Annotated in this window: 12 protein-coding genes; 6 read left to right on the forward strand and 6 right to left on the reverse strand. The window is 70.9% G+C overall.

Annotated features, from left to right (window positions below; all coding sequences use genetic code 11):
- Positions 1-78: 78 nt before the first annotated feature.
- The 3 genes from ACSMXX_RS21285 to ACSMXX_RS21295 form a co-directional block, all read right to left on the reverse strand.
- The gene (locus ACSMXX_RS21285; protein WP_473184893.1) at positions 79-1,275 is read right to left on the reverse strand and encodes a betaine/proline/choline family ABC transporter ATP-binding protein; all 1,197 of its coding nucleotides are present in this window, start codon (positions 1,273-1,275) and stop codon (positions 79-81) included.
- Between the two features lie 169 nt (positions 1,276-1,444).
- Entirely contained in the window at positions 1,445-2,092 is a 648-nt protein-coding gene (locus ACSMXX_RS21290; RefSeq protein WP_473180295.1) for an ABC transporter permease, read from the reverse strand.
- Positions 2,093-2,235: 143 nt separating this feature from the next.
- The gene (locus tag ACSMXX_RS21295) at positions 2,236-2,736 is read right to left on the reverse strand and encodes an Lrp/AsnC family transcriptional regulator (protein WP_473180296.1); all 501 of its coding nucleotides are present in this window, start codon (positions 2,734-2,736) and stop codon (positions 2,236-2,238) included.
- Positions 2,737-2,870: 134 nt separating this feature from the next.
- Between ACSMXX_RS21295 and hppD the strand changes: the two genes are divergently transcribed.
- Together hppD and ACSMXX_RS21305 are read left to right on the forward strand one after the other, a co-directional pair.
- Positions 2,871-4,028, forward strand: coding sequence for a 4-hydroxyphenylpyruvate dioxygenase (hppD, locus tag ACSMXX_RS21300; RefSeq protein ID WP_473180297.1), 1,158 nt, complete (start codon positions 2,871-2,873; stop codon positions 4,026-4,028).
- A 413-nt stretch (positions 4,029-4,441) separates the two neighbouring features.
- The gene (locus ACSMXX_RS21305) at positions 4,442-5,809 is read left to right on the forward strand and encodes an FAD-binding oxidoreductase (protein WP_473180298.1); all 1,368 of its coding nucleotides are present in this window, start codon (positions 4,442-4,444) and stop codon (positions 5,807-5,809) included.
- A gap of 132 nt (positions 5,810-5,941) precedes the next feature.
- On the opposite strand, the gene ACSMXX_RS21310 is transcribed toward ACSMXX_RS21305, so the two are convergent.
- Complete coding sequence (locus ACSMXX_RS21310; RefSeq protein ID WP_473180299.1) at positions 5,942-6,427, reverse strand: SsgA family sporulation/cell division regulator; 486 nt, start codon at positions 6,425-6,427, stop codon at positions 5,942-5,944.
- Between the two features lie 592 nt (positions 6,428-7,019).
- Here ACSMXX_RS21310 and ACSMXX_RS21315 point away from each other — a divergent pair.
- Complete coding sequence (locus ACSMXX_RS21315; protein WP_473180300.1) at positions 7,020-8,732, forward strand: RDD family protein; 1,713 nt, start codon at positions 7,020-7,022, stop codon at positions 8,730-8,732.
- A gap of 119 nt (positions 8,733-8,851) precedes the next feature.
- Positions 8,852-9,544, forward strand: a complete 693-nt coding sequence (locus ACSMXX_RS21320; RefSeq protein ID WP_473180301.1) for an RDD family protein — start codon at positions 8,852-8,854, stop codon at positions 9,542-9,544.
- Between the two features lie 152 nt (positions 9,545-9,696).
- On the opposite strand, the gene ACSMXX_RS21325 is transcribed toward ACSMXX_RS21320, so the two are convergent.
- Positions 9,697-10,014: a hypothetical protein gene (locus ACSMXX_RS21325; protein ID WP_473180302.1), complete on the reverse strand. Its 318-nt coding sequence runs from the start codon at positions 10,012-10,014 to the stop codon at positions 9,697-9,699.
- A 312-nt stretch (positions 10,015-10,326) separates the two neighbouring features.
- On the opposite strand from ACSMXX_RS21325, the gene ACSMXX_RS21330 reads away from it, so the two are divergent.
- Positions 10,327-12,714, forward strand: a complete 2,388-nt coding sequence (locus tag ACSMXX_RS21330; protein ID WP_473180303.1) for an immune inhibitor A domain-containing protein — start codon at positions 10,327-10,329, stop codon at positions 12,712-12,714.
- Positions 12,715-13,046: 332 nt separating this feature from the next.
- On the forward strand, positions 13,047-13,373 hold the full coding sequence (locus tag ACSMXX_RS21335; RefSeq protein WP_473184894.1) for a hypothetical protein: 327 nt from the start codon (positions 13,047-13,049) through the stop codon (positions 13,371-13,373).
- 825 nt (positions 13,374-14,198) lie between these two features.
- Here the strand turns inward: ACSMXX_RS21335 and ACSMXX_RS21340 are convergent.
- Complete coding sequence (locus ACSMXX_RS21340; RefSeq protein ID WP_473180304.1) at positions 14,199-14,792, reverse strand: isochorismatase family protein; 594 nt, start codon at positions 14,790-14,792, stop codon at positions 14,199-14,201.
- Positions 14,793-14,803: the final 11 nt, after the last annotated feature.

A 14,803-nucleotide genomic window follows, 5' to 3' on the forward strand; every position in this document is an offset into this window, starting at 1 on the left:
CGGTCCCGGCCGTGTCCCCGGACGGGTCCCCGGCCGGCGCGTCGGCCGGGCCGTTGGTCGTGCCGTCGGTCGTCCCGCTCACGATGTGAGGCCCTCCTGCGCCGCGTACGTGCGCCTGGCCTGCGACTCGCCCAGGCTGTGCCGGTGCTCGATGGCCTCCAGCCGGTCGGCGTCGAGGAGTTCGTGCACGCAGTTCATCAGCGTCTCCAGATCCACGACGCCGATGTACTCGCCGCGCCTGCCGGTCACCGCGACGCGCCCTCCGCTGTCGGTGAGCACTGCCTCCAGCGCGTCGCGCAGCGTCGCGTCGCGCGTGACGGTGTCGTGCACGAGGGTGCCCGCGCGGGCCAGCGAGCCCTTGGCGTGCGTGAGATCGCCGCGCCGCAGCCACTTGTACGGGCGCTGCTTCGGGTCGAGCAGCAGCACCTCGTTCGTGGTGCCGGTGCCGAGCATCTCCGAGATCGTCTCCAGCGGTTCGTCGACGGTGGCGGTGGGGACGCCGACGATCTCCACGTCCCGTACGCGGGTGAGGTTGAGCCTCTTGAGCGCGGCGCCCGCGCCGACGAAGCCCGAGACGAAGTCGTCCGCGGGGTTGGTGAGAATGGCCTCCGGGGTGTCGAACTGGGCGATGTGCGACTGCTCGCGCAGCACGGCGATGCGGTCGCCCAGCTTGATGGCCTCGTCGAAGTCGTGCGTGACGAAGACGATCGTCTTGCGCAACTCGTGCTGCAGCCGGATCAGTTCGTCCTGCAGATGGTCGCGCGTGATGGGGTCGACGGCGCCGAACGGCTCGTCCATCAGCAGCACCGGCGGATCGGCCGCCAACGCCCGTGCCACGCCTACGCGTTGCTGCTGCCCGCCGGAGAGCCGGCGCGGGTAGCGGCCCTGGAACTCGGCGGGGTCGAGGCCGACGAGGTCGAGCATCTCCTCGACGCGCGACTTGATCCTCGGCTTCGGCCAGCCGAGCATCTTCGGCACCTGGGCGATGTTCTGCGCGACCGTCATGTGCGGGAAGAGCCCGGACGACTGGATCGCGTAACCGATCTTGCGGCGCAGCTTCACCGCGTCGATGCCGGTGACGTCCTCGTCGTCGATGCGGATACGGCCCGAGGTGGGCTCGATGAGCCGGTTGATCATCTTCAGCAGGGTGGACTTGCCGCACCCGGACGGGCCGACGAGGACGACGGTCTCGCCCGCCTTGATCTCCAGGCTGACGTCGTCCACGGCGGCTGCGGAGGAGCCGGAGTAGCGCTTCGTCAGGCCCTCAAGGCGGATGGTGGCGCCGGTCGCGCCCGCCGAACCGGTCGCGTCCGTCGAACCGGTCGCGCCTGCGGCGGTGGCCGGTGCGTCCGCGTCCGTCGAACCGCCGGGCTGCCGGGCGGGCGTCCCGGAACTCCCCTCCGCCGTCGGCCGCGTGGCCCCGGAGCCGGATGCTGCGGATGTCTCAGGCACGTATCCCCCTCGGGGTGGTCAGGCGTCCGACGACCACGTATGCGCCGTCGAAGAGCAGAGCGAGCACGACGATGCCGAGAGTCCCGGCGAGCACTTGGTTGAGGGCGTTGGCGCTGCCGAGCGAGGCCACGCCGCGGAAGATGGAGTTGCCGAGGCCGGGCCCGGAGGCGAACGCTGCGATCGCGGCGATGCCCATCAGCATCTGTGTCGACACCCGGATCCCGGTGAGGATCGGTGGCCAGGCCAGCGGCAGTTCGACCTTCAGCAGCCGCCTGCCGCGTGACATGCCGATGCCGCGTGCGGCGTCGACAAGCGCCGGATCGACGCCCCGCAGCCCGACGATCGCGTTGCGGACGATGGGCAGCAGCCCGTACAGCGTCAGCGCGACGACGGTGGGCGCCACTCCGAGGCCGACGAGCGGGATCAGCAGACCGATCAGCGCCAGCGACGGCACGGTCAGGATCGTCGCCCCGGCAGTCGTGGCAAGGTCGCCGGCCCATTCGCTGCGGTAGGTCAGCACGGCGACAGCGACGCCGATGACGGTCGCGGCCACCATGCACTGGAACACCGCGCTCGCATGCTGGAGGGAATCCGCCAGCAGCTGGGTATGGCGGTTGCCCAGATACTCCCAGAAGCTCACTCCGGTACCCCTCGCGTCATCGAAGCCCCTCCCGTCCGTTCCTTCTCGTCCTCGCCGCGCGGGCAACGACCCGACGGGCCACCCGCGTTCACCCGCGCCGCGTGCTCTTGTGCCCGCCGGCGGCGGAATGACGCGTCACGAGTTCACAACAGCGGAGCGCCGCCGGACGCCTCCGTCTCCGCTTCCGCGGCCTGCCGGACCAGCGGGACGATCCTCAGCGGCACCGGGTTCTCCATGACGATGGCCGTCGAGGCCCGCACGATGCCCTCGAAGCCCACCACGCGGTCGATCACACGCTGCAGATCCGCGTTGGACCGTGCGACGAGGCGGCAGAGCATATCCCCGTGGCCCGTCGTCGTATGCAGCTCCAGCACCTCCGGTACGGAGTCCAAGTGGGCCCGTACGTCCGCCCCTTGCCCCTGTTTGATCTCCAGGGTGGCGAAGGCCGTGACCGGATATCCGATCGCGGCCGGATCCACATCGGGGCCGAAGCCGCGGATCACTCCCGCCGTCCTCAGCCGCTCCAGCCGGGCCTGGACGGTGCCGCGGGCGACGCCGAGCCGGCGGGACGCCTCCAGCACGCCGATCCTCGGCTCGTCCGCGAGCAGTTCGAGCAGTCGTCCGTCGAGCCGGTCGATACCCACAGGTTCCCTTTCAGCCACCGATTTTCTGGTCACCTTGTACAGATCGTCCGGCGTAACGTCGATCTCACTGTGCAAGGTGACCAGCGAATACGCAAAGTATTGCGCACCTTGTGAACCGGGGGGAGTCTTGAAGCATGACTGAGACCACCCACGCAGCCCCCAGCGCGACATCTCACGAGGATGCCCGGGAAGCCGACCCCTTCCCGGTCAAGGGGATGGACGCGGTCGTCTTCGCCGTCGGCAACGCCAAGCAGGCGGCCCACTACTACTCCACGGCGTTCGGCATGAGGCTCGTCGCCTACTCCGGACCGGAGAACGGCAGCCGCGAGACCGCGAGTTACGTCCTCGAATCGGGCGGTGCCCGCTTCGTCCTCACCTCCGTCATCAGGCCCTCCACCGACTGGGGCCGCTTCCTGGCGGATCACGTCGCGGCTCACGGCGACGGAGTCGTCGACCTGTCCATCGAGGTCCCGGACGCGCGCGCCGCGTACGAGTACGCCGTCGCGCAGGGCGCCACCGGCCTCGTCGAGCCGCACGAGAAGAAGGACGAGAACGGCACCGTCGTACTGGCGTCCATCGGCACGTACGGCAAGACCCGGCACACCCTCGTCGAGCGCTCCGGCTACAAGGGCGCGTACCTGCCCGGTTACGTGGCGGCGGAGCCGATGGTCGAGCCGGGCAGGCGCAGGTTCCAGGCCATCGACCACTGCGTGGGCAACGTCGAACTCGGCAAGATGAACGAGTGGGTGGCCTTCTACAACAAGGTCATGGGCTTCACGAACATGAAGGAGTTCGTGGGCGACGACATCGCGACGGAGTACAGCGCGCTGATGTCGAAGGTCGTCGCCGACGGCCACCGGAAGGTGAAGTTCCCGATCAACGAGCCCGCCATCGCCAAGAAGAAGTCGCAGATCGACGAGTATCTGGAGTTCTACGGCGGCGCGGGCGTCCAGCACATCGCGCTCGCCACGAACGACATCGTCGCGACGGTACGGGAGATGCGCGCCGCCGGCGTGCAGTTCCTCCAGACCCCGGACTCGTACTACGACACCCTCGGCGAGTGGGCCGGTGAGACGCGGGTGCCCGTGGAGACGCTGCGCGAGCTGAAGATCCTCGTCGACCGTGACGAGGACGGCTATCTGCTGCAGATCTTCACCAAGCCGGTCCAGGACCGTCCGACCGTCTTCTTCGAGATGATCGAGCGGCACGGCTCCATGGGCTTCGGCAAGGGCAACTTCAAGGCGCTCTTCGAGGCGATCGAGCGCGAGCAGGACAAGCGCGGCAACCTCTGACCCGCGCCGCCCGGCATCCCCCCCTGGGCCGACGGCCCAGGGGGGATGCCGCTCCTTTTGCGGACACCCCTTCGGTGCGGGCCGCGCCCCGAGGGCTCGGCGCGGCGCTGGGTGCCGTCGCCGGCGGCAGCCCGCCGCGGCGGATGCGCGGCGGCGTTCCGCGCCGCCCGCCGCTCACCGCCCGCTGGCCGCGGCAGGGGACTTGCCCTCCGGCGGCAGCCGGCCCTCCGCCAGGGGGACGCGGCCGCTCCTTTGCGGACACCTCCTCGGTGCGGGCCGCGCCTTGAGGGGCCGGCGCGGCGCTGGGTGCCGTCGCCGCCGGCAGGGCGGCGCGCGTCTCACCCTCCGGCGGCAGCCGGCCCTCGCATCCGCCCGGCCTTCCCGGCCGTGCGGGCAGGTGCGACGCTTTGCTCATGAGCGAGTTGATCCAGCGGCTCAGGGACGGTCTGCCCGGGAACGCCGTACTCACCGACCCCGACGTGACCGGCTCCTACGCCCGCGACATGGCCGATTTCTGCGAAGCCGGCACCCCCGCCGTCGTCGTGCTGCCGCGCACCGTGGAAGAGGTGCAGCACGTGATGCGCACGGCGACCGCCCTGCGCGTCCCCGTCGTGCCGCAGGGCGCCCGCACCGGGCTGTCGGGCGCCGCGAACGCCTCCGACGGCTGCATCGTGCTCTCGCTGATCCGCATGGACGAGATCCTCGAGATCAGTCCCGCCGACCGCATCGCCGTCGTCGAGCCGGGCGTCGTCAACGCCACGCTCTCCCGCGCCGTGAACGAGTACGGGCTGCACTACCCGCCCGACCCCAGCAGCTGGGAGCAGTGCACGATCGGCGGCAACATCGGCACGGCGGCGGGCGGTCTGTGCTGCGTGAAGTACGGGGTCACCGCCGAGTACGTACTCGGCCTCGACGTCGTGCTGGCCGACGGCCGGCTGATGTCCACCGGCCGCCGCACGGCGAAGGGCGTGGCGGGTTACGACCTGACGCGGCTGTTCACCGGCTCCGAGGGCAGCCTCGGCATCGTCGTACGGGCCGTGCTGGCGCTCAAGCCGCAGCCGCCGCAACAGCTCGCCCTGGCCGCCGAGTTCCCCTCAGCGGCCGCGGCCGGCGACGCCGTCAGCCGGATCATGGAGAGCGGCCACGTACCGTCCCTGCTGGAGCTGATGGACCGCACCACGCTGCGCGCGGTCAACGCGCTCAACGACATGGGACTGCCCGAGTCCACCGAGGCGCTGCTGCTCGCCGCCTTCGACACCGACGACCCCGGCGCCGACCTCGCCGCCGTGGGCGCGCTGTGCGAGGCCGCCGGTGCGAGCCAGGTCGTACCGGCGGAGACGAAGGCCGAGTCGGAGCTGCTGCTCCAGGCCCGGCGCAGCGTCCACTGGGCCCTCGAGGCCCTGCCGGGCACGACGATGATCGACGACGTGTGCGTGCCGCGCACGAGACTGGCCGACATGCTGGAGGGCACCGCGGCCATCAGCGAGAAGTACGGGCTGACGATCGGTGTCTGCGCGCACGCAGGCGACGGCAACACCCACCCCACCGTCTGCTTCGACCCGGACGACGAGGACGAGACGCGCCGCGCCCGTGAGGCCTTCGACGCCATCATGGCGCTGGGCCTCGAACTGGGCGGCACCATCACCGGCGAACACGGTGTGGGCGTCCTCAAGAAGGAGTGGCTGGCCCGCGAACTCGGTCCGGTCGGGCTGGAGTTGCAGCGCAGCATCAAGGAAGTCTTCGATCCGCTGGGCCTGTTGAACCCGGGCAAGCTCTTCTGAGGAGCCCCGTACGCCGCCCGTGGCGGCTCGCGGTGGCCCGCGAACCTGCGGCGGCCGCGCAACTCGGCGCGGTGCGGGGGAAGTTCACGCTCAACGCAGATTCGCCGGATCGGGTGAAAGGCGGAGGGAAAATCAGCCTGACGCCTCGGCGTCGCCCGCCTCTTCCGGGTGTGAGGGATCGCTGAGGCAGACGCCCCCTTCGCCGCGGCCGGCGCTCAGCAGGTCCGCCAACGCCTCGTCCATGCCCAGCACTTCGCCCTCCGCACCGGCGGGCACGGCCCGCAGCGTACGTTCCAGCCAGCCGGAGACGGCACCCGACGGAGTCTCCAGCAGGGCGTCGCCGTCCGGGGACGAGAGCGCGACGCAGATCACGTCGCGGTCCCTCACCTTCGCCGGCCACACCCGCACGTCCCCTTCGCCGCACGGGCGGAAGACGCCCTCGACGAGTAGTTCACGCGCGAAGGTCCAGGTGACGGGCGCACCCGGGCCGACGTGGAAAGCGATGTGAACGGCGTAGGGATCGTCTGCGCGGTAATTGAGACAGGCCTGTACGGGAAGGCTGTGCTCGGGCGAGAGCACAAGCCGGATCTCTAGCTCGCATTCGACGAGGAGGTTCATCGGACCGCCCTTTCGTGATCCCGTGATCAGTCGCGCAGCCTGTGGTGGCGTGCACTGAAGAGGGCCCAGGCCGTGGCCGGTTACGCGTATTGCGTCATTCTCCCTCCGGAGAGGGGATGTGCGTCCAGTCCGGCCGGGGGTGAGTCGTGCGTCCCGCCCGGTAGAAGTGGACACTACGCCTCACGGTTGCACCGCGCCGGTCAACTGCCGAGTAGCTCAGCGGGAGTCGGAACGGGAGGCGTACGCGAGGTGCGACGGGCACCCGGCATCCGCGGTTCCGGGCTCGCCCAAGACGCCCGGCGGACAGGGGCTTTCCACGCTATTCCACCCGTCCGTGCCGCGCTCTCCGCCGGTCCGTGCCGCCGGCCGGTACGCGGTGCGGGCGTCTTCACGTCATTCTTCGTCCCCGAAGTAACCGCGGGCGCCGGTGGGGTGGGCAAGTTGTCGGCCCTGTCTGGTAGATGTGGACACTACGATTCACGGATGCTCCCCAGAGGGAGTGCACCGCCGGCCGTGCGGGCCCGTACGGTGCCGTGGAGCACGTAAGCCACAAGACGACACAACGGTCGAACAGATACGGGACCTGGACACTATGAGCGCGCCCCTCTCAGGATCCTCCGGCGGCAGCCCTGCCCCTGGCTTCTATCCGGACCCGTCCATCCCCGGCTACATCCGCTACTGGAACGGTTCCTCGTGGGTGCCCGGCACCAGCCGCCCCGAGCCGGCAGAGGGCGAGGAGATGCCCACGCCGCCGTCCGCAGCCGCGGCGTCCTCGGCGGTCACGCCGCCCACCCGGGAAGAGCCCGCTCCGGCAGAGGAGACCGGGCCGGTCTTCCTCGACGAGGAGGTGGCGAGCGGACCCGGCCCCGAGGCCCAGGTCCCCGCCGCACGCAGCGGTGACCCTTCGCTTCCCGAGGTGCGTCCGCGGGGCGAGGTCGCTCCCGCCGGGCCCATCGACTGGGACGATCCGAGCAGGCTGTACGGGCAGAGCCCCGAACCCGCCTCGGCCTGGCAGGCCGACGCCTCACGGCAGACGGGCTTCGCCGGACAGAGCGAGGAGCGGATCTCGTGGGGCCGCGGCGAGAGCGGCGGCGAGACGGGCCAGGAGGGCCCTGCTGCCGCCCCGGGGGCGGGGGCCGACCCGCGCGGCGGCTGGGGACGGCCGGCGGAGGAGGAGCGCGCTCAGGGGGGCGCGGACGCCGGCGCGGCCGCTGCCGCCGCGGGTTCACCGGGCTCGGCGGGTTCACCCGGCTCACCGCCCCATGAGGGCACGTTCCAGATGCGCGCGATGAGCCCCGAGGCGCTCAGGCAGGCCGCCCAGCAGGCGGGCGGCGCGGGCGGCACCGCCCCCGGGGCGCAGCAGCCCGAGCACACCGTCGGCCTGCGCCGCTCGGACGTGGCACCGCCGGACGCGGGCGGACAGCCTGCGTCGGCGCAGTCCGCCTCGGGGCCCTCGGCCCCCGCGGTGCCCGGCCAGGGCCGCCCCGCGCAGCCGCAGGCTCCGGCCCAGCCGCAGGCTCCCGCGCAGGGCGCCTCCGACGGGGGCGCCGCACATGCGTTCCCCCAGGCACCGCCCGCCGTACCGCAGCAGGGTGCCCCGGCACAGCAGCAGCCCGCCGCTCCGCAGGGCGCGGCGCCCGCCCCGGGGGCCGCGCAGCCCTCGTGGGCGCAGCAGGTCCACGACCTGGCCGGCGGAAGCGCCCCCGGAGGCAGCCAGGACGCGCACGGCGCTCCCGGCCCGGACGCGGTGATGCCCTGGCGCCCGCCGCCGGGCGCGGATCCCTTCTCCCAGGCGGCCCAGGAGGCGCGGCCCGCGGCCCTGGGCAAGCGGTTCGGCGCCCGTCTGGTCGACGGCGCGCTCACCGCTGCAGTGGCCGTCGCCGTCGCCTTCCCGTTCGCGGGCAAGGCCGCCGACCATGTGCAGGCGAAGATCGACGCCGTCCGGGACGCGGGGGAGACCAAGACGGTCTGGCTGATCGACGGCACGACCGGCGGCTACCTCGCCATCGTCCTCGGCGCCCTGCTCCTCTTCGGCCTGCTGTACGAGGTGCTGCCGACCGGACGGTGGGGCCGCACGCTCGGCAAGAAGCTGTTCGGGCTGCGGGTGCTGACCATGGAGCAGCAGGACAAGCCGGGCTTCGGCAGCGCCCTGCTGCGCTGGCTGACCTACGGCGTGCTCTCAGCCCTGGTGATCGGCGTGGTCAACGTCCTGTGGTGCGTCTTCGACCGGCCCTGGCGCCAGTGCTGGCACGACAAGCTGGCGGGCACCTTCGTCTCCAGGGACTCGGGCCAGATCCGCCTCTGAGGAGCCACTGCCTCCGGCAGGCACGGGCACCCGCCCACGCACGGGCACCCGCCCGGCGGTCGTCACCCCGATGACGCCCGCCGGGTGCGAGGTGACGCGGGCCGCGTTCCACTCGGCCCATGAGTACGGATCAGCCCAACAACGACCCGTTCCGCAAGCAGGGCCCGTCCGGGGAGGGGAAGGAGCCGCCCTCCTACGGCGACTCCGCCGGTCCGTACGGCACTCCACCCCCGCCGCCCGGCGGCCAGGGCGAGGACCCGTACGGCGGCGGCCCGTCAGGCGGCCCGTCAGGCGGCGCGGGAGGCCCTTACGGCAGCGGTCCGTACGCCTCGAACCCGTACGGAGACATGGCCGGCGCCGCCGACCCGTTCGCCGGCATGGCGCCGCTCGCCTCCCGCGGCAAGCGGCTGCTGGCGCGGATCATCGACGCGCTGCTGATCGGAATCCCCATCGGTCTCATCATGGGGTTCGCGCAAGGGAGTTGGGCGACGGACGACAGTGGACGTACCTACGGCCAGCAGGCCGTCTACACGCTCGTCTATCTCGTCTACGAGGCGCTGATGCTCAGCAACTCCGGGCAGACGGTGGGCAAGAAGGTGATGCGGATCAGGGTCGCCGTGCTCGCCGACGGCACGGTGCCGCGGGGAGCGCCGGCCTGGATCCGCTCGCTCGTCTACCACTTGCCGCCGCTGGTGCCCTGCGTGGGCTTCATCTTCTGGCTCGCGAACGTGCTGTTCTGCACCTGGGACAAGCCGTACCGGCAGTGCCTGCACGACAAGGCGGTCAAGACCGTGGTCGTCGCCGCCGACTGACCGGGCAGAGCACGAACGGGCCGCGCGGCGAAGGGAATCGGGAGCGGAGCGCGCGGACGAACCGCTAGGTGCAGGTCCGCGGACGAACCGCCGAGTGCCGGTTCGCAGGCGAACCGCCCCGTGCCAGTGCCAGAACCGCCACGCGCCGCTGGTCAGGAGCGCAGCGAGGGCTCCGCCACGCGCCTCGTGGCCCGCGCCGCGGCGCCGTCGTGCCGCGCGTGGATGCGGGAGGGCGAGGCGGTCCGTGCCCGCACCGACCCCGCGCGTGCACGCGAGTCGTCACGTACGCGACGGGCCGTCTGCACTCCGGGAGCCGTGAGTGCCACCAGCACACCGACCGCGAGGGCGCCCACGGCGATCAGCGCGACTCCCGGCCCTGACTGGACACGGGAGAGCAGCAGCATCGCGAGGGTCGAGCAGACGACGGTGGCCGAACCGTAGGCAAGCTGTGCGGGGGTCGGACGCGGCATGGCGTGATCCGTCCTCGGGAGACGTGTCGGGGGTGGGGCCGTCGGTCGAGCCGGCTCGAAGGCACGGAGTGCCCGTCGAACGACTCTACGGTCCGGGATTCCCGGACGGACACCACGGTAAGCGTGAGCCGGGACACGTCGAAGTCGCACAGGGGGCGCACGGACGCACAGCGGCTGATCGTTCCAACTGGGGGACGCACCCGGCCGGTTGCGTATGCAGCACGAATCTGCGTATCAGGGTCTGTCTTTTCTCACTTCGCTGCTGTCAAATACCTCTGTCCACACACTCCACAGGGGAGGGGCACCTCAGAGGTGAACGGCAGACGGAGATCCAAAAGATCGAGGGCAGGAGCGCTGACGATAGCCGTCGCTGCGCTCGGCGCGACCGCACTCATACCCGCGAGTGCGGCACAGGCACAGCAGGCACAGGCTTCCGCGGCCAAGTCGGCACACCCCGCACCGCAGTCCGCGACGGCACAGCCGGGCGCCCCCGGCGGCGCTCAGGGGCACAGCGAGGACAACCTCCAGGGCCCGTTCGACAAGGAGCGGGACAAGCAGCGCCAGGCGGCCCTGCAGCAGTTGGCACAGGGTGACGCCAAGAAGGTCCAGCGCAAGGGCTCCGAGGTCGTCAAGCTCGACAACGGCAAGTACGTCGAACTGGCGCGGGAGAAGACGGACAAGATCTTCACCATCCTCGTCGAGTTCGGCGACAAGGTCGACGAGGAGTACGGCGGCGACCCCGGCCCCGTACACAACAAGATCCCCGAGCCGGACCGCAAGAAGGACAACTCCACGTTCTGGAAGAAGGACTTCAACAGGGAGCACTTCCAGAAGCTCTACTTCTCGGACAGGACCGAGGACTCGGTCAAGAGCTACTACGAGAAGCAGTCCTCCGGCCGCTACTCCGTCGACGGCGCCGTCTCCGACTGGGTCAAGGTCGACTACAACGAGGCCCGTTACGGCTCCAACTACTGCGGCGACTCCAACTGCCCGACCGTGTGGGACGCGATCCGCGACGGCGTCGAGAAGTGGGTCGAGGAGCAGAAGGCCGCCGGAAAGACCGAAGAGGAGATCGCCGCCGCGGTAGCCGAGTACGACAAGTGGGACCGCTACGACTTCGACGAGGACGGCGACTTCAACGAGTCGGACGGCTACATCGACCACTTCCAGTTCGTGCACGCCGGTGAGGACGAGTCCGCCGGCGGCGGGGCCCAGGGCGAGGACGCCATCTGGGCGCACCGCTGGTACGCGTACGGCAGCGACGCCGGCCGGACCGGCCCCGAGGAGAACAAGGCCGGCGGCACCGAGATCGGCGACAGCGGCATCTGGGTCGGCGACTACACGGCGCAGCCGGAGAACGGCGGACTGGGCGTCTTCGTCCACGAGTACGGACACGACCTGGGTCTGCCCGACCACTACGACACCACCGGCGAGGGCGAGAACTCCGTCGGCTTCTGGTCGATCATGTCCGTGGGCTCCTGGCTCAACAAGGGCAAGGACGCCATCGGCGACTCCGCCGGAGACATGAGCGCGTGGGACAAGCTCCAACTCGGCTGGCTGGACTACGACAAGGCCGAGGCGGCCACCAAGTCGCAGCACAAGCTGGGCACGCACTCGTACCAGACGAAGAACAAGCAGGCCCTGATCGTCGAGTTGCCCGAGAAGGACGTCACCACCACCATCACCAAGCCCGCCGAGGGCGAGAAGCAGTGGTGGAGCGGAAGCGGCGACGATCTGCGCAACACCCTCTCCCGCAGCGTGGATCTGACGGGCAAGTCCAAGGCGTCGCTGGACCTTCAGGGCTGGTGGGACATCGAGGAGAACTACGACTTCCTCTACACCGAGGTCTCCGAGGACGGCGGCGAGAACTGGCGGCCGGTCGACGGCACGGCCGACGGCAAGCCCATCCCGCGCGACGGCAGCGACCAGCCGGGGCTCACCGGGGTGTCGAAGTCCTACCGCGATCTCTCCTTCCCCCTCGACGAGTTCGCGGGGAAGAAGATTGATGTTCGCTTCCGTTATCTGACGGATGGTGGGGTCGCCCAGAAGGGCTTCGCCGCGGACGCGATGAGCATCACCGCGGACGGCGAGAAGGTCTTCGAGGACGGCGCCGAGGGCGAGGACGACAACGGCTGGGGGAAGAAGGGTTTCTCGCGCATCGGGGAGTCCTTCACAAAGCCCTATCCGCAGTTCTACATCGCCGAGAACCGCAACCACGTCTCGTACGACAAGGCCCTGAAGTACGGCCCGTACAACTTCGGTTGGGTCTCCACGAAGCCCGACTGGGTCGAGCGTTACGCGTACGAGAAGGGACTGCTCGTCTGGCTCTGGGACACCTCTCAGCTGGACAACAACGTCTCGGCGCACCCGGGCCGGGGCCTGATCCTGCCGGTGGACTCGCACGCGAAACCGGAGAAGTGGTCGGACGGCAAGCCGCTGCGCAACCGCATGCAGGCCTACGACTCCACCTTCGGCAAATACGCCACGAACGGGATCGAGCTTCACAACGACGGCGAAGCGGTCAAGATCAAGGCGAAGAAGGGCGTTTCTGTCTTCGACGATCACAAGGGGACGTACTGGTATGAGTCGAACCCGACGCAGAGCGTGAAGGTTCCGGACACCAACACCCAGATCAAGATCGTGAAGCAGCCCCGCTCGGGTAAGACGATCACCCTCCAGGTGAGACCTTCCACAAATTAATTTGCATCGTTGCAGGTCAAAACATGATCGGCCGTTGACCCCCTGGCGGGCAGCGGCCGATCGCGTTTAGATGCCTGTGACGGGCCTCCTCGGAGGTCCACCGGAACAGTCTCGCGGGGGTGTTGTTGATCATGGCTGGAGGCGGATTCGTCCAGCTGCCGGACGGGAGCGTTATCGTCGCGCTCACCCTTCCGGTCCCGGACCGGCGTGCAGCCAGGCACCCGGATCCGGATACGGGGGCGACCACGGACGCGGGCCCGGAGCCGGCCACAGGAGGCCGGCAGCCGGGCCCCGTACGGCAGGGCCGCAGGGGCGGCCCGCACGACGGCCTCATGCCGGAGCGGCGGCCCTGGTCCGCCCATGCGGACGAGGCGCACACGGTGCGTGCCGTCAGTGCCAGGTGGCAGGGCGACGAGCCGCGTGTACGCGTGCTGGTCCACTCGCTCAACCGGGCCCGCGCCCTGACCCGGCTGCGGAACCTGGGCATGCGGGCGGTCTATCTGCGGGGCAACGCGGAGCCGCCGTCCGCCGACGAGATCACGGCCGTGCTGCACCACCCCGACGGGCTGGTGTGGCGGACGACTCCGGGCGACGACCGCGAGTCGTGGCACCCGATCGAGTCCCTCCTGCACCCCTCGGACCGCGTCCGCACGGGCTAGCGCCTCCGCCGCCCGCGCCCGGCCGCGCCGACCGCGGCCGTCTTCCTGCTGCGGGGCCGGTCCTGCCTGCGGCGGGGAGACCCATCCGCCGGAGGCGGCCCCGCCCGGGTTCCCAGGCGTGAGGACCTGGGGCAGGACCAGAGCCCGCCGCCCAAAGCTGCCGCAACGGTGCGGACCCCCTCCGTGAGGGTCCGGCAGCATGGCCGGCTGCGTGCGGCGATGGCGCATCGGCTCCGGCCGCGGTCGGTGACCTCCGGCGCGGAGCGCGGAGGAGTCTTCGCCGCGCGGCGGCGAGTCGCCGCTGAAAGCTGCCGCAGCGTCGCGGAACCACCCCCTGCGAGGGTCCGGCAGCATGGTCGTCTGCGTGCGGCGACTGCGGATCGGCGGCCGTGTCGGCGGCGGGCGTGCTGGCCCGCTGGTGCTGGGCACCTCCCAGGCCGGAGGTTCTGGGGCAAGGCCTGAGCCTGCCGCCCAAAGCTGCCGCAACGGCGCGGAACCACCCTCTGCGAGGGTCCGGCAGCATGGTGGACTGCGCGCGGCCACCGCGGATCGGCTCCGGCCGCGGTCGGTGACTTCCGGCGCGGAGCGCGGGGGCGTCTTCGCCGCGCGGAGGTGAGTCGGCGCTGAAAGCTGCCGCAGCGGCGCGGAACCACCCTGCACAAGGGTCAGGCAGCATGGCCGACTGCGTGCGGCGACCGCGGACCGCCGAGCCGAGCCGTGCCGGGCCGCGCCCGGCCGTGCCGCGCGGCGCCGAGCCCGTCCGCGGCGAGCCCCGAAGCCCCGCAGGCCCGTCGGCTCATGCCCCCGCGGCGAGCGGACCCGCGGCTACGCCTCCCGCAGGACCGGCGTGCCCGACAGCCGTACGCCCGCGTCGCGCATCTCGTCGAGCGCGTGCTGCGTGGTGACGGGCGCGACGCCCGCCGTGAGGTTCAGCAGGACCTGCGTGCGGAAACCCTCCGTGGCCGCGTCGAGCGCGGTCGCACGTACGCAGTGGTCGGTGGCGATGCCGACGACGTCGACCTCGCCCACGTCCCGCTGCCGCAGCCAGTCCGTGAGCGGAGTGCCGTTCTCGTCCGTGCCCTCGAAGCCGCTGTACGCCGCCGAGTACGAGCCTTTGCTGAACACCGCGTCGATCGAACCGGCGGCGACCGCCGGCGCGAAGTTCGGGTGGAAGCCGATGCCTTCGGTGCCGGCGACGCAGTGGGGCGGCCAGGAGTGGTCGAAGTCGGGGTTCTCGGCGAAGTGGTCGCCCGGCTCGATGTGGTGGTCGCGCGTGGCCACGACGTGGTTGTATCCGGCGGAGGCGTCGCCGATGAGATCGGTGATGGCGGCGGCCACGTCCGACCCCCCCTTGACCCCGAGGCTTCCCCCTTCACAGAAGTCGTTCTGCACGTCTACGACGATCAGTGCCCGGTGCATTCGAATGCCTT

The organism is Streptomyces sp. DSM 116795, from assembly GCF_055792905.1.